Source organism: Thiobacillus sp. (genome assembly GCF_018780105.1).
GTDB lineage: Bacteria > Pseudomonadota > Gammaproteobacteria > Burkholderiales > Thiobacillaceae > Thiobacillus.
Window position 1 is genome coordinate 287,291 of the sequence record NZ_JADMKC010000007.1, and the last position, 15,214, is coordinate 302,504.

The window sequence follows — 15,214 nt, forward strand, 5'->3', positions numbered from 1 at the left end:
GATGGTGTTGTAAAGCAGACACGCCCCGGTTTTGCGGGTACATCTGCGGGTATCAGCTCACACAGCATGCTGTGAGGCAAAGTAAATACGCGGCTTTCGGCGTTTCATGCGAGTCCCTCTCCCGCACAGATTTCAAACAACAACCTCAATGATCGCAGTCCACTTGCCGGTGTGGTTTAACGCTTGCTTGCTCTCGCTGCGCGCAAAACTCGCCGGACGCTTTCGTATACAGGCTTCGGTTGGCCGTCTTCCCCGAACAGCAACGCAGCGCCCTTGCCGGGGAAATATTCCGGTATCCACGAATAACGGTCGGTCGTGCCCCAGGTGGAAAAGCTACGGCACTGTGGCTGCGCCAAACAAACTTTGAGCGTGTCGCGGTAGATCACTGCTTGCTTGTTGAGGTTGGCGCGGCTGGCCGGCACTGGCAGCATCACGTCCATTTCGCTGATGTGGGTGGCCAGGCCCAGCGCGGCCAGACGCTGCAGGTTGGCGCGCAGGTCCTTCGAGGGGGGTGCGTCATCCGGGCTCACGTGCATTTGCAGGCCGACGCCGTGGATCGGGACGCCTTGCCAGCGCAGGTCGGCCACGATCCGGTAGATGCCGTCCGCCTTGGCGCCGGCGCCTTCGCCGCCGTAGTCGTTGTAGCGCAGATGGGCCTGTGGGTCGGCTTCGTGTGCCCAGCGGAACGCCAGCGCCAGGTAATCCGGGCCGATGCCGCGCGACCAGAAGGTGTCGCGCGGCTGGCCGTCTTCGCCTACTGCTTCGGCTGCGACGTCCCACGATGCGACGCGGCCGCGATAGCGCGTCACCAGGGTCTGGATATGTTCGCGCAGGATGGCTTTCAATTCGTCCTGGCTGAACTGTCCCTGCATCAGCCAGTCCGGCAGTTGCTGGTGCCACACCAGCACATGGCCGTTCACCTGCATGGCGTGCGCTTCGGCAAAGGCGACCAGGGCGTCGGCCTGGGTGAAATCGTAGCGTTCGCGCTCGGGGTGCACGACAGTAAACTTCATCGCGTTTTCCGGTGTGACGAGATTGAATTCGCGCGCCAGCAGGTGGGCGTAGGCCGCATCCGTATTCAGGGCCTCGACGTTCACCGCGGTGCCGAAGTGGATGCCGGCCGCCTGGGCCAGGTCGCGCAAGCCAGCGGCCGCGGTAGGCAGGGTGATGAGCAGCGCGGCCGCCATGACGAGGGCGCGCGGGTGCATCTCAGTAGCCCCGGTTGGCGGCGGGGCCCGCCCACTGCGTGACGAAGCCGGGCACCGGCGGCTGTTGCGATGGACGCAGGCCGGCCTGACGCGACCAGAGTTCGAGCCAGGATTCGCCGTTGAATCCGCTGTAGCCGACGGTGGATGCATAGGCGCTGTCCTGGAGGGCGTCGGCGAGTTCGATGAAACGGTAGCCGCGCTGCCGCAGCATGGCGGCGAGCGCATCGAAGTGGTCCGCGTTGAGCGCGTTGGCGTGCAGTACCAGCACATGGGGAATGGGGCGACCGAACAGGTCGAGCGCCTGTTGCTCGGCGCGCGCGAACACGGCGTCCATGTAGGGCGCATAGGCGGCGCCGATGCGTTGCGCTGCCTCGGTGTCGCCTTCTGCCTGCGCCCGTGCATAGGCGACGGCGAACACCCATTCCGAATTGTTCACGGTCACCGGCGCCGCCGTGTAGCCGTGTGCCGCGAGAAATTCCTGGAAGGCGACGCGCACCTCGGGGGTGGTGCCCAGGTGCAGGAAGGGATGGCGAAACCAGCGCAGGGTGCGGCCGGCGCTTTGCATGAGCGGGCGCGTGACGGTTTCGCCCTGCAGCAGGTCGGCTTCGAAGGCGTCGAGCGGCACGCGGTTAAGCGAAGGGTGGGAGGCGGTATGGTTGCCCAGCTCGAAGCCGGCCTGGAGCCAGCTGCGAAGCAGGCCGACGCGTGCCGGGTCGAGGCTGCCTTCGCGGTAGAGCTTGGCTTCGTTGACGAAGCCCACTGCGGGTACTTGTTCGGCTTGCAGGTGTTGCAGCAGCCGGCTGGTCACGCCGACGAGGCTCGCATTGTCATCAGCTGGCACAGCGGCGAAGGGCAGGTCATCGAAGGTGATGGCGACCGCGCGACCGGCAGGCGGTTGCGCGGCAGCCGCGCCAGGAAAAAGCAAAGCCAGGACCAGCAGCCAGATATTCATTGTCCGGTGCGCAGGTTCCTGTGCTGCGTCAGAAGCGCCGGGTCAGGTTGATCTCGAACATCTGCGAATCGTAGCCGCCGGTGGCGCCGCCGCCGTAGTTGGACACGCCGCCTTTCACGTTGAGATACCAGTCGCGATAGATGCCGAAGAAGCCTTCGACCACGATGTCGCCGCCGGAACTGAAGCCGGACATGGAGTTGTCCTTGTAGGGGCCGTAGCTGAATGCCACGCTGACGCCGTCATCGTCGCTGATCTTCCAGTAGGTGAAGGCGGTCAGCGCGTAGCGCTGGTAGAGCGAGGGCGCGTAGTAACCGTGGCCCGGATCCTCGTCGAAGCCGTACCAGCGCCCGCTCACGCCCAGGTCCAGGTTCAGCAGCTGGTTGCGCACGAAGGCGCGGCGCGGGGCGAGACTCACTTCCCAGCGGTCGTTGCCGTCGGAGAAGGTGTCGTAGCCCAGATAGCTGTCGATGGTGTAGCGCAGGTCGGGGGCCCAGGTCGCGTAGAGGGAATTGGCGCGGCGCTCGATGCCGAGTTCGGTCGCCAGCGGCGACACGGCATACATATCCTGCCGGTGCGACAGGCGCATGGCCAGTTCGTCGGCCGGCTGCAGATTGGCGCCGATTTCGTAAACGAAGCTGCTGTCGCCGTCCGCGTCGCCGCCGCCGATTTGCGCGTCGAGCGACAGCGTGGGTGAGAGGCGATGCAGGATGCCGAGCCAGGCGCGCTGGTAGTCGATGGACGTGCCGCCGTCCGTCATCTCGTAGCCGCTGCCGAGCTTGGTCGAAATCCGCTGCAGGTCGGTGCCGCCGAACAGGCGCGTCTCGGGGTTGATCACATATTCGCCGGCGAGGCCGGCATGGCGGATGGTGACATCGTCGGAGCCGGTAAAGTAGCCGAAGCCTACCGTTGCATTGGAGCGCAGCGGGGTGCGGATGAAACGTCCCAGGTCGAGCGTTTCCGCGCTGTCCGGACGCAGGCGGGTGACTTCGTCGAGGCTGGCCAGCGCCTCGCGCGGGCGGTGGGCGTAGTGCAGGGCAACGGTCTTGGTGTAGCCCAGGTCATAGTCGCCGGGCAGCGTGGGCTCGAGCTCGGCGACGAGGCCGAGCGCCGGCGTCGGGCGCTCGGCCCAGGCCAGCACGCGCGCCTTTTGCTTGCGGTAGACCGTGTTGTCGCCAAATTTCGCACGATAGTCTTCCAGCAGTTCCATCGCGCGCGCGTAGTCGCCCAGTTCGGTGACGACCACGATGTATTCCACCCACGGTGCGGCAACGCCGGGCTGCTGCGCCAGATACGTGCGATAGGCATCAGCCGAATTGTCCAGCTCGCCGCGCCAGTAGTTGACGCGGGCGATCCCCAGGTGCGCGCCGGCGTCGTCCGGTGCGATGGCGAGAATGCGCTGGTGGCTGTCCAGCGCCATCGCGTAGTCGCCGCGCCAGGCGGCGAGGTCGGCGCGGGTGCGCAGGTATTCCAGGTTCTTCGGCTCGAGTTCCACCGCGCGCTCGATCGCCGCCGCGGCGGCCGCGGCCTCCTTTTCGCTCGGGTAGCTCTGCGCCAGCCGGTAGTGCAGGGCGGGGTCCTGCGGCGCCAGACGGCTGGCTTCCTGCAAGGCGGCCGAGGACGCGGTGGGGTTGTTGCCGAGCGCGTAGATGTCGGCCATGCGCAGCCAGTATTCCTTGCTCTCGCCGAAGCGCTGGCGATACAGGGCGTCGACTTCCTGCACCGCCTGGGTGTTGCCGCGTTCGGCTTCCAGTTCCATGTATTCCAGCATCGCGTCCTTGTCCTGCGGATGCTGGTCGAGGTAGCTGCGGTAGCGGGTCACGGCGGCGTCTTTCTTGCCGCTGCGTGAGTTGGCGCGCGCGGCACCGAGCTGGGCGGCGCCGTCCTGCGGCGTAGTGGCAAGAATGCGTTCGAAGCTGGCGAGCGCCAAGGCATAGTCGCCGCTCCAGGTGGCGAGTTCACCGCGCGCGCGCAGATAGGTGGCATTGGCGGGTTCGAGCTCGACCGCGCGGTTGATCGCAGTGAGTGCGGCCGGCCCTTGCTGCGCCGCCGCCAGCGCCTGCGACAGCTTGTAATGCAGCCGCGCATCGGTCGGGGCGTATTTCACCGCTACACGCATCGCCTCGGCTGCGCCCGCGGGGTCCTTCAGCTGCGTGGCGCGGATGTCGGCGATGCGTTCCCACAGATGCGCCTGCGCCGGATTGGCCTTGAGCGACTGCTGGTAGATTTCCACCGCAGCGGCCCACTGGCCCTGCATCTCGGCGCGCAGGCCGTCATCCGGAATCGGCGGTGCTGCGTTCGCCGCGCTCGAACACAATGCCAATGCGACTATCCAATGCAGCTTCATTTGCGCCACCGCCGGTTACGGGAGATCCACAGGTCGGCGGCAAAGCGGCCGATCGTGACGAGTTCGAACAACAGCACCGCATAACGCAATGGCGTCACCAGCAGTCCCTTGAAGAAATATTCCAGCCGATGCCCCTTGGCCACCGTCACCAGGATGCCGGTGGCGACCGCTGTTTCCGCAATCAGCGTGATCGCCAGCGGCTCCCACAATTGCAGCAGGATCATGATCAGCAGCGTGGTCGGAAACGCCACTTTCTCGAATGCCGACATGAACAGCACCCAGCCGATCGGGCGGCCATACTTGATGGTGGTGTCGATGCCGAAGGTCTGGCGGTACTGCTCGTGGTGGACGCGCTTGTCCGCGAGCCCGGCCGCCAGGTTGGCCTGCTCTTTCTTCTTCTGGCGATAGCGCTTGAATGCCTTGAACGGGCTGCGCATCAGCTCGTCGAAGTAATAGCAGCTTTGCAGGAAGGACGAGGACCACAGGTAGATCTGCCCGGGCACACGCCCGACTTCCGGTTCCTGCGAGCGGGCGTAGATGTCGGTGAGCTGGATGTTGCGGTAGCCGTTGTCGTTCATCGCGAAGCCGATGAAGATGTCTTCGGAGTTGGTGAGGTCGTCGCCGAGGATCGGCTCGTAGCGGTCGAACACGATGGTCTTCAGCACGCTGCGACGATAGGCGACGGCGCAGCCCACCGGGTTGAGGATGCTGCCGAAGAATTTCATTTGCCCGACGTAGACGAATTTCTGCAGGAAGTAATACAGCACGTCGCGGTACATGTCGGTGATGCCGCGCTGCAGGTGGTGGAACCAGCCTACCTTGGGATAGATGGTGGCCTCGGGGTGGGCGCCGAGGAATTTCTTCAGCGCTTCCGTATCGAGCATGGCGCGGCGGTCGCGGTCGCGCAGCGGCAGCACCGTGCCGCAGGCGCTGGCGATGCCGGCGCCCTTGTAGAGCTCTTCCACCACGCGGTCGATGTAGTTGTCCGACTCCAACACCGTATCGCCGTCGAGAATGAACTCCACATCCGAGTCCGACTCGCGCGACTGGCGTTTCAAGGTCGGGGTCTTGCCGATGGAGCGCTCGCGATGAATGGTGGTCAGTTCCATGCCATTCAGTTCGCAGAAGGTCCGGGCGTATTCGACGGTGCGGTCCTGGCTGCCGTCGTCGATCAGGACGATGCGCGTGGGCTTGCGGGTCTGGCGCGCCAGGGCGGCCAGACACAGCGGGATGTTGCTTTCTTCATTGAAGGCAGGGATCACCACGTCGACGGTGGCGTCGCGCCAGTCTGCCGCCGGATTGGGGACGGTCTGGTCGGGGCCATGGATCAAGCCGACGATGCTCAGCACCGTGTTCGGGCTGAGGATGAAGTAGGGAGTCGTTGCCATGGCGCGCTATTCTAGGCAGCACGCAGCGTTTTTACGCGCGCTTTCTCGATCAGGTCATCCAGGGTGTCGTTTAATGCCCACACGGGCTCGAAGCCGGTGAGTGCCCGCAGCTTGTTGAGCACCGGGCGCCGGTGCGTGACGTCTTCGAATTCCTCGCCATAGGCGTCCTTGTAGGACATGAACTCCAGGCGCGATGCGCTGTGGGCGCGCTGCACGATCAGTTTGGCCAGGTCGCGAATGGAAATCTCCTGGTCGTTGCCGACGTTCACCACCTCGCCCCAAGCCTCCGGACAGCCGGCGAGGCGGTCAAGCGCGACAACGGTGTCACGTACATCGCAGAAAGAGCGCGTCTGGTTGCCTTCGCCGTAGACGGTGAGCGCCTGATTGCGCACTGCCTGATTAACAAAACTGGGCACCACCATGCCGTAATGGCCCACCTGGTTCGGTCCGACGGTGTTGAACAGGCGCACGACCACGATATTCAGGCCGTATTTGCGTGCATAGGAAAAGGCGAGAAATTCGTCCGCCAGCTTGGTCACCGCGTAGGCCCAGCGCAGGCGGCCGGCGGACGGCAGCACGATGTGGTCGGTTTCGGCGAAGCTGTCTTTTTCGTTGAAGCCGTATACCTCCGAGGTTGAGGCGATGATGACCTGCGGATTCCAGCCGCCACTATGGATGGCGCGCAGGACTCGCTCAGTGCCGGTCATGTTGGTCGCCAGCACGGCCACCGGGTCTTCCAGCACTTTTTTCACGCCGACGACGGCGGCCATGTGGTAAATGCGGTCGGCCCAGGCGATGGCCTTGTCCAGGCCGCTCCAATGCAGGATGTCAGCCTCGGCAAAGCGGAAAGCGGGGTTGCCGCGGAAGGAGTCGATGTTCGCGAGCGAACCGGTGCTCAGGTTGTCCACCACATAAACCTGATCGCCGGCCGCCAAATGGCGTTCCGCCAGATGCGATCCGATGAAACCTGCACCTCCAGTAATCAAAACATGCATATCGCGCACTCTCTCCGAATTTTCGACAGTCACCGCCGAACGATTGGCAGGCCGGCAACGGGGTCCATATTTAACTTCGATGAAAAACAAGTGGATATTTCGTTTTTCGGGGAAATCTGACTGCAATTTCCACTCCTGTCTGGAACACTGCAAATTGCATACCAAGTCGCGAGGTATGATGGCTTGAGCGTCAAAAGCACCTTTTGGGTGCATTGCCGTCCCCTTTTTGGGATGCCTGGATTCTTTAACGCGATTTTGTGGCGTAAATTGAGGTTTGTAATCAGGATTTCTCTAATTTTAATTAGGTTAATCAATTGGTTACGAATCGGTTTTGCCAATGGCATAGCCATTGCTTGATGGAAATCGGGTGGCATCGGATATCGCGCCAGCGTTGAGCGCTCACACGATCCGGTGAATCAGGAGGTAGCGCTTCATGGTTTTGTCGGTGTTTGCGAAAGAGAAACAGGGGGCGTCGCCCGGGTTGCAGCATCGTTCGGCAAGCCCGCAGCTGCGTGCGTATTGCGCGCCGGAAAAGCAGATTGGTGTGGGTGGAATCTGGAACCTCAAATCCTGCGGCCACGCCGCTGCGATTAACGGCTCTCGCCGCATGAGCTACCCACGCGCGGGCTTATAGTTCGACTATGGAACGAATTGCGGGCGACATTGGCGGAACCAAAAGCTGGCTGGCGTGGGTGGCAATCCCATCCCATGGCGCGCAGCAGTTGCGGTTCGAGAAGATCTACGTCAGTGCTGATTTTGCTTCGGCGGAAGCCTTGTTGCGACAGTTCATGGCCGATGCGCAGACTGCTTGCCAGGCAGACGAATTGATCCTGGCGCTGCCAGGGCCATTGCACGCACAGCGAGTGCGCCTGACCAATCTCGACTGGACGCTTGATGCAACTGAATGGCAGACCGCACTGGGAATCGCCAGGGTGCGCTTCATCAACGATTTTCAAGCGGCAGCGGCAGGCGTGGCGACGCTGACCGATGCTGACGTGATCGCGCTTAACGCGCAGGCGGCTGCTCCTGGTGGTGTGCGTGCGATCACCGGTGCGGGAACCGGGCTGGGATTGGCGTTCATGCTGGCAGATGCTCAGGGGCGTTATCAAAGTTTTGCAACCGAAGGCGGGCATATCGACTTTGCACCGGCCAATGCGCTGCAGGCGCGCTTGCTTGAACACCTGCGCGCCAACCAGGGGCACGTGTCGTGGGAGCGGGTGGCGTCGGGTTCGGCACTAAAGGATTTGTACCGATTTTGTTGTGCCGAGCTGGGCCATTCCCCGGCTGGCGAGGTAGTCGATGGTGCAGCGCTTGCCGTGCGTGCGGAGTCGGGCGATGCGGCCGCCGAAACCGCGCTGGATTTGTTCATTGATCTGTACGGCGCGTGGGTGGGCAATGTGGCGCTGATGTACCAGCCGTTCGGCGGCCTGTATATCGCGGGCGGGGTGGCGACGCACATGCTGGCGCGCATGCAGTCGCCGCGTTTCATGGCGGCGGCGACCGACAAGGGGCGGATGCGCGGCGTGGTCGAGCGCACGCCGATTTTTCTGATCACCTGCAAGCGGCTGGGCGTGCAGGGTGCAATGGTTCAGTCCCAGATTGACTCACCGGCAGCATTTAAATATCAATAGGGCGGTTAATTTCGTTACATCAGAAGCTCATTCCAATATCTAGGGTACGAACGGAGGAAACATGACGATTTCGAAGGAAGAACAGGAAAAGTTGTACCGCTATTACACCGAGCCGAAAACGGTGACGGATCTGGCGCGCAAGACGCTGGCGCTGGTGCTGGCAGGCGGCGAGGGCTCGCGCCTGAAAGACCTGACGGCATGGCGCGCCAAGCCGGCGGTGCCGATTGGCGGCAAGTACCGCATCATCGATTTTCCGCTGTCCAATTGCGTGAACTCGGGCATCCGCCGCATCGGCGTGCTGACGCAGTACAAATCACATTCGCTGATTCGCCATTTGCAACGTGCCTGGGGTTTCATGCGCGCCGAAATCGGCGAGTTCGTGGAGATTCTTCCCGCGCAGCAACGCACCAACAAGAAGGAGTGGTACCAGGGTACCGCCGATGCGCTGTTCCAGAATCTGGACATCATGCAGCGCCACCATCCCGAGTATGTGCTGGTGCTGGGCGGCGATCACGTCTACACCATGGACTACTCCGAAATGCTGCTTGCCCATGCGCAAAGCGGCGCCGACTTCACCGTGGGCAGCATCGAAGTGCCGGCCGAGGAGGCGAGCGGATTCGGCGTGATGTCGGTGGACGAAAACATGCGCATCACGAAGTTCACCGAAAAACCGGACAACCCCGACTGCATTCCGGGCAAGCCCGGCATCGCGCTGGCGTCGATGGGGATTTATATTTTCTCTAAGGACTTCCTCTACAAGACGCTGATCGACGACGCCTGCAATCCCGCGTCCTCGCACGACTTCGGCAAGGACATTATCCCGGCCAGCATTGCGGCCGCGCGCGCGATGGCCTACCCGTTCCGCAACAAGGCCGGCGAACCGGACTACTGGCGCGATGTGGGCACCCTGTATTCCTACTGGCAGACCAACATGGAGCTGTGTTCGGTGGCGCCCGAGCTCAACCTGTACGACCGCAACTGGCCGATCTGGACCTACCAGCCGCAGTACCCGCCCGCCAAATTCATCTTCGACGACGAGGGCCGGCGTGGCTCGGCGATCGATTCGCTGATCGCCGGGGGCTGCATTCTGTCGGGCGCGCTGGTCAAGCGCTCGGTGCTGTTTTTTGCCACCACGGTGGAAGGCAGCAGCACCATCAAGGACAGCGTGATCCTGCCCAAGGTCAGTATCGGCAGCAACTGTCGGATTACCCGCGCGATCATCGACAAGGGCACCAGCATTCCGGACGGCACGATCATCGGCGAAGACGCCGTCGAGGATGCCAAGCATTTTCACGTCACGCCCGAGGGCATCGTGCTGGTGACATCGGCCATGTTGGGGCAGAACCTCTATGCAAGACTCCACAATGACTACGACAACTAAATCCCTGAATGTGGTGCTGTGCTGGCACATGCACCAGCCGTATTACCGCGAAGGCCTCAAGGGCGCGTATCACCTGCCCTGGGTGTATTTGCACGGCATCAAGGACTACAGTGACATGGCGGCGCATCTGGAGCGTTATCCGGCGATGCGGGCGGTGGTGAACTTCGCCCCCGTCCTGCTCGAGCAGATCGACGACTATGCGCAGCAGATGGACGCCTTGCTGAAACAGGGCAAGCCGACGCAGGACCACATGATCAATCTGCTCGCCGGCGCCGAGCGCATTCCCTCGGATGCCGCTGCGCGCCTGGCGATCATCCGCGACTGCCAGCGCTGCCACGCGCCGCGCATGATCCATCCGTATCCGGCGTATCGCGGCTTGCTGGAAATGGTCGGCGCCACCTATGAGGCAGGGCATGGTGAAAGCCGCCTGCATACCCATCTGGGCTATTTGTCCGAGCAGTATTTTCTGGATTTACTGACCTGGTACCACTTGGTCTGGCTGGGCAATTCGCTGCGGCCGCTGCCGCTGGTACGGCGCCTGCTGGCGCAGGGGCGCGACTTCTCTTCCGCCGATCGCCACGAACTGCTTTACGTGATGCAACACTGCATGGCGGGCTTGCTGCCGCGCTACCGCGCGCTGGCCGAACGTGGCCAGGTCGAATTGTCGATGACGCCTTACGGCCATCCGATCGTGCCCTTGCTGAACGACTTCAAGAACATGCGCGACGCCCTGCCCGACGCACCCGCTCCGGAGGCGGCAGTCTATCCGGGCGGTGCGGTGCGCGCCCGCTGGCATCTGCAGCATGGGGTCGGGGTGTTCGAACATTATTTTGGCCGCAAGCCCACGGGCGTATGGCTGTCCGAAGGCGGGGTGAGCGAAGACGCGCTGGCGCAGCTCGATGAAATGGGCGTGGCCTGGACCGCCACCGGCGAAGGCGTATGGCGCGGCAGTTGCGCCAAGTCGGGCTGCCCGGTCGACGAAACGCAAACCAAGCGCAGCCTGTTTTCACCCACCCGCGTGGACGGCTTCAAGACCCGCGTATTTTTCCGCGACGACGGACTGTCTGACCTGATCGGCTTCAAGTACAGCGACTGGCATGCGGACGATGCGGTAGGCGATTTCATCCATCATCTGGAAAACATTGCGACCTCGCTGGGCAAAACGGCGAACCAGAATGTGGTGTCGGTCATTCTCGATGGCGAAAACGCCTGGGAGTACTACCCCGACAACGGCCATCATTTCCTGGACGCGCTCTACTCGCGCCTGTCCAGTCATCCCACCCTCAACGTCAGCACCTTTGCCGAGCAGGCCGCGAGCACGCCGGCCAAACCTCTGAAGCGGCTGGCCGCAGGCAGCTGGGTGTACGGTAGCTTTTCGACCTGGATCGGCTCCACCGACAAGAACCGCGGCTGGGATTATCTGGTCGCGGTCAAGCAGGCGTATGACCGTACCCTGGCGGCAGGCAAGCTCGACGCCGAGCATCAGGCCATGGCCATCCGCCAGCTGGCCGTGTGCGAAGGCTCGGACTGGTTCTGGTGGTTCGGCGATCACAACCCGGCGGGCAGCGTGAGCGATTTCGAGCAGCTTTACCGTACCCAGTTGCGCGAGCTGTACCGCCTGCTCGGCGTGGCACCGCCCGCCTTGCTGGATGTGCCGCTGTCGCACGGCGGCGGCGCGGCGGAAAACGCCGGCACCATGCGCAGGAATACCTGATGAACTTCAACAAGCGCTCTGCAGGCCTGTTGCTGCATCCGACCTCATTGCCCTCCGGCACGCTGGCGGATGCCGGGCGCTGGCTGGACTTCCTCAAGGCGGCCGGGGTCAGCGTGTGGCAGATGCTGCCGCTTGGCTTGCCGCTCACCGGCCTGTCGCCGTATCAGTGCGCTTCGGCGTTCGCGGTGAATCCGGCGTTGTTCCCTGCCGACATACGGGTGGACATGCGGCGCTTTTCTCCCTGGCACCGGGCGCAGGCGCATTGGCTCGACGATTACGCCCGCTTCATCGTCATCAAGGCCGAGCACGCGGGCGCGCCCTGGACCGACTGGCCGCCGGCGCTGCGGGATCGCGATCCGGCGACGCTGGCGGCATTCGATCTGGCGCACGCCGATGCCCTGCGCGAGATCATGCACGCCCAGTTCCGTGCCGCCACGTTCTGGCGCGGCATGCGGGCAGAAGCGGCGCAGCACGGGATTCAACTGTTCGGCGACATGCCGATTTTTGTCGCGCACGACAGTGCCGACGTGTGGGCGCAGCGCGACCTGTTCCTGCTCGATGCCGACGGCCAGCCGACCGTGGTGGCTGGGGTGCCGCCGGATTACTTCTCTGAAACGGGGCAGCGCTGGGGCAATCCGCACTACAACTGGGCAAACATGCAGGCCGACAACTTCGCCTGGTGGCGGGCGCGGCTGCGGGCGCATTTCGACTGGTTCGACTGGGTGCGTATCGACCATTTTCGCGGGCTGGCGGCGGCCTGGTCGATTCCCGCCAACGAGCCGACGGCGATCCACGGGCAGTGGGTGACCTCGCCCGGCGCTGCGCTGTTGCAGGCGGTGATCGACGAGATGGGCGAGTTGGCCCTGGTCGCCGAAGACCTCGGTGTGATCACGCCGGACGTCACCGCACTGCGGCATCAGTTCGGCCTGCCCGGCATGGCGGTGCTGCAGTTTGCGTTCGATGCCCACGCCGACAATCCGCACAAGCCCGAAAACGTGCAGACCGACACCGTGTATTACACGGGCACGCACGACAACGACACCCTGATCGGCTGGTGGCACAACCTGCCCGAGCAGGCGCGCCCGCACGTGCGCTGGCAGCTGGGGCTGGGCGATGTGGAAGCGGCGAGCGACGCGCAGATCGCCGACGCCATGATCCGCACCGTGCTGCAAAGCCGCGCCGCCCTGGCCGTGCTGCCGCTGCAGGATGCGTTGCGTCTCGGTAGCGAAGCGCGGATGAATACGCCCGGCACCGAGAACGGCAACTGGACCTGGCGGTTTGAGTGGAACGCTATTCCCGCTGACTTGGCATCCAGCTTGCTAGACCTCATCCAGATGTCTGATCGATGTGGAACCTTGGACCCCGCATGAAAACATCCCCTAAAGCTGCACCGAAGACTGCTCTGCCCGCCATCAGCGAACCGATCCTGCGCCTGCAAAAAGGCACGCATCACGATCCCTTCGAGGTGCTGGGCCCGCATGCCGCACCGAACGGCGGCGCGTTGCTGCGCGAGTTTCTGCCCGCGGCCGAAGTGGTCGAAGTGGCTGGAACACGCATGGCGCGCGTGCCCGGCACCGACTGTTTCGAACTGCTGTTGCCGTCCGGCCAGACATTTGAGCCGCATCCCGAACTGCGCTGGCAAGACAAGGGCGCGGGCGCATGGCACACCCTGCAAAGCCCCTACAGCTTCCCGCCGCAACTCGGCGAGCTGGATTTGTACCTGCTCGGCGAAGGCCGGCATTTCGAAGCCTGGAAGGTGCTTGGCGCTCGCCAGAAAACCATCGACGGCGTGGCGGGCTGCCTGTTCGCCGTGTGGGCGCCCGCGGTACAGCGCGTCAGCGTCATTGGCGATTTCAACGACTGGGATGGCCGTCGCCACCCGATGCGCTGCCGCGGCGCCTCCGGTATCTGGGAATTGTTCATCCCCGGGCTCACGGCCGGCATGGCCTACAAATACGAAATTCTCGGCAGCCACGGCCATCTGGCCAAAAAGACCGACCCCTATGCGCGGCAGATGTTTTCGCGTCCGGAAACGTCGAGTTGCATAGCCGACGACACCCCGTATGCCTGGGGTGATAAGGGCTGGATCGACGCCCGCGCGCATTTCGACTGGCAGCATCGCCCGGTCTGCATTTACGAATTGCACCCCGGCTCCTGGCGACGTCACGCCGACGGCAGTTTTTACAGCTGGGGCGAACTCACCGCCGAGCTGATTCCCTATGTGCGGGAGCTCGGCTACACCCACATCGAACTGCTGCCGGTGGCCGAGCATCCGCTCGATGCCTCGTGGGGCTATCAGGTGTCGGGCTACTACGCGCCGACCGCGCGCTTCGGTTCGCCCGACGACTTCCGCGTGTTTGTCGACGCTTGCCACCAGGCCGACATCGGCGTGCTGCTCGACTGGGTGCCGGCGCATTTCCCCAAGGATGACTGGGCACTGGCGCGCTTTACCGGCGACGCCGTGTACGAACATGCCGACCCGCGGCGCGGCGAGCACCAGGACTGGGGCACGCTGATTTTCAATTTCGGCCGCAACGAAGTGCGCAATTTTCTGGTGGCCAATGCCTTGTACTGGCTGGATGAATTCCACATCGACGGCCTGCGCGTCGATGCGGTGGCGTCGATGCTTTACCTCGACTATTCGCGCAAGGAAGGCGAATGGCTGCCGAACCAGTATGGCGGGCGCGAAAACATCGAGGCGATCCATTTCCTGCGCGAGATGAACACCGAAGTCCATGCCCGTTTCCCCGGCGTGCTGACCATCGCCGAAGAGTCCACCGCGTGGCCGGCGGTGTCGCGTCCGGTCGAGCTGGGCGGCCTGGGATTCTCGATGAAATGGAACATGGGCTGGATGAACGACAGCCTCGACTACATCGAGAAAGAGCCGGTCTACCGCAAATACCAGCACAACCAGCTGACCTTCAGCCAGATGTATGCGTGGACTGAAAACTTCGTGCTGCCGCTGTCACACGACGAAGTCGTGCACATGAAGAAAAGTTTGCTCGACAAGATGCCGGGCGACGTCTGGCAGCGCTTTGCCAACCTGCGGCTGTTTTACGCCTGGCAGTACGCGCACCCCGGCAAGAAACTGCTGTTCATGGGCAGCGAGTTCGGCCAGTGGAACGAATGGAAGGAGTCCGGCCAGCTCGACTGGGTGCTGCTCGATTTCCCCGCGCACGATGGCATCCGCGCGCTGCTGCGCGACCTCAACCACCTGTATCGCAATGAGGCGGCGCTGCACGCGCTCGATTTCGATCCGCGCGGCTTTCGCTGGATCGATTGCCACGATGCCGACCAGTCGGTGCTGAGCCTGGTGCGGCAGGGGCACAACGATGCCGACAAGATCGTGGTGCTGCTGAACTTCACTCCGGTGCCGCGTGTGGGCTATCGCATTGGCGTGCCCGGCAACACGGCCTGGCGCGAAGTGCTGAACACCGATTCGGAGTTTTATGGCGGCAGCAATCTCGGCAACGGCCGCCTGCTGCATTCCCAAAACCAGCCCTGGATGGGATTCGAGCACTCGATCGAAGTCAGCCTGCCGCCTTTGGGCGCCATTTTTCTCAAACCCCAGTCATAACGTTTAACCCTTGAAAATAATCAT

At 63.2% G+C, this 15,214-nt stretch carries 10 protein-coding genes; 5 read left to right on the forward strand and 5 right to left on the reverse strand.

Annotated elements, in window-relative coordinates; genetic code table 11:
• Positions 1-176: 176 nt before the first annotated feature.
• The 5 genes from IV098_RS07925 to IV098_RS07945 are packed head-to-tail and all read right to left on the reverse strand — an operon-like array spanning position 177 to position 6,887.
• Positions 177-1,208: an endo-1,4-beta-xylanase gene (locus IV098_RS07925; RefSeq protein WP_296887835.1), complete on the reverse strand. Its 1,032-nt coding sequence runs from the start codon at positions 1,206-1,208 to the stop codon at positions 177-179.
• A 1-nt stretch (position 1,209) separates the two neighbouring features.
• On the reverse strand, positions 1,210-2,160 hold the full coding sequence (locus IV098_RS07930) for a polysaccharide deacetylase family protein (protein WP_296887837.1): 951 nt from the start codon (positions 2,158-2,160) through the stop codon (positions 1,210-1,212).
• Positions 2,161-2,188: 28 nt separating this feature from the next.
• Positions 2,189-4,504, reverse strand: coding sequence for a tetratricopeptide repeat protein (locus IV098_RS07935; RefSeq protein WP_296887839.1), 2,316 nt, complete (start codon positions 4,502-4,504; stop codon positions 2,189-2,191).
• Positions 4,501-5,892 carry a glycosyltransferase family 2 protein gene (locus tag IV098_RS07940; protein ID WP_296887841.1) on the reverse strand — a complete coding sequence of 464 codons (1,392 nt, stop codon included), beginning with the start codon at positions 5,890-5,892 and terminating at the stop codon, positions 4,501-4,503. Before IV098_RS07940 ends, IV098_RS07935 begins: the two co-directional genes overlap by 4 nt.
• An 11-nt stretch (positions 5,893-5,903) precedes the next feature.
• A complete protein-coding gene (locus tag IV098_RS07945; RefSeq protein ID WP_296887843.1) occupies positions 5,904-6,887 on the reverse strand; it encodes an NAD-dependent epimerase/dehydratase family protein in 984 nt (327 codons plus the stop codon).
• 641 nt (positions 6,888-7,528) lie between these two features.
• On the opposite strand from IV098_RS07945, the gene glk reads away from it, so the two are divergent.
• From glk to glgB, 5 genes are all read left to right on the forward strand, one after another.
• Positions 7,529-8,518: a glucokinase gene (glk, locus tag IV098_RS07950; RefSeq protein ID WP_296887845.1), complete on the forward strand. Its 990-nt coding sequence runs from the start codon at positions 7,529-7,531 to the stop codon at positions 8,516-8,518.
• A 61-nt stretch (positions 8,519-8,579) separates the two neighbouring features.
• A complete protein-coding gene (gene glgC, locus IV098_RS07955; protein ID WP_296887847.1) occupies positions 8,580-9,899 on the forward strand; it encodes a glucose-1-phosphate adenylyltransferase in 1,320 nt (439 codons plus the stop codon).
• Positions 9,883-11,613, forward strand: coding sequence for a glycoside hydrolase family 57 protein (locus IV098_RS07960; RefSeq protein WP_296887848.1), 1,731 nt, complete (start codon positions 9,883-9,885; stop codon positions 11,611-11,613). Before glgC ends, IV098_RS07960 begins: the two co-directional genes overlap by 17 nt.
• Positions 11,613-12,983, forward strand: a complete 1,371-nt coding sequence (gene malQ, locus IV098_RS07965; RefSeq protein ID WP_296887850.1) for a 4-alpha-glucanotransferase — start codon at positions 11,613-11,615, stop codon at positions 12,981-12,983. Before IV098_RS07960 ends, malQ begins: the two co-directional genes overlap by 1 nt.
• On the forward strand, positions 12,980-15,190 hold the full coding sequence (glgB, locus tag IV098_RS07970) for a 1,4-alpha-glucan branching protein GlgB (RefSeq protein ID WP_296887852.1): 2,211 nt from the start codon (positions 12,980-12,982) through the stop codon (positions 15,188-15,190). The genes malQ and glgB overlap by 4 nt, the downstream gene beginning before the upstream one ends.
• Positions 15,191-15,214 lie beyond the last annotated feature (24 nt).

Bases quoted from the DNA above. Each gene is read 5' to 3' on its own strand.
- glk (WP_296887845.1), top strand. From the start codon at position 7,529: ATGGAACGAATTGCGGGCGACATTGGCGGAACCAAAAGCTGGCTGGCG.
- glgC (WP_296887847.1), top strand. From the start codon at position 8,580: ATGACGATTTCGAAGGAAGAACAGGAAAAGTTGTACCGCTATTACACC.
- IV098_RS07945 (WP_296887843.1), bottom strand. From the start codon at position 6,887: ATGCATGTTTTGATTACTGGAGGTGCAGGTTTCATCGGATCGCATCTG.
- IV098_RS07940 (WP_296887841.1), bottom strand. From the start codon at position 5,892: ATGGCAACGACTCCCTACTTCATCCTCAGCCCGAACACGGTGCTGAGC.
- IV098_RS07925 (WP_296887835.1), bottom strand. From the start codon at position 1,208: ATGCACCCGCGCGCCCTCGTCATGGCGGCCGCGCTGCTCATCACCCTG.
- IV098_RS07960 (WP_296887848.1), top strand. From the start codon at position 9,883: ATGACTACGACAACTAAATCCCTGAATGTGGTGCTGTGCTGGCACATG.
- malQ (WP_296887850.1), top strand. From the start codon at position 11,613: ATGAACTTCAACAAGCGCTCTGCAGGCCTGTTGCTGCATCCGACCTCA.
- IV098_RS07930 (WP_296887837.1), bottom strand. From the start codon at position 2,160: ATGAATATCTGGCTGCTGGTCCTGGCTTTGCTTTTTCCTGGCGCGGCT.
- glgB (WP_296887852.1), top strand. From the start codon at position 12,980: ATGAAAACATCCCCTAAAGCTGCACCGAAGACTGCTCTGCCCGCCATC.
- IV098_RS07935 (WP_296887839.1), bottom strand. From the start codon at position 4,504: ATGAAGCTGCATTGGATAGTCGCATTGGCATTGTGTTCGAGCGCGGCG.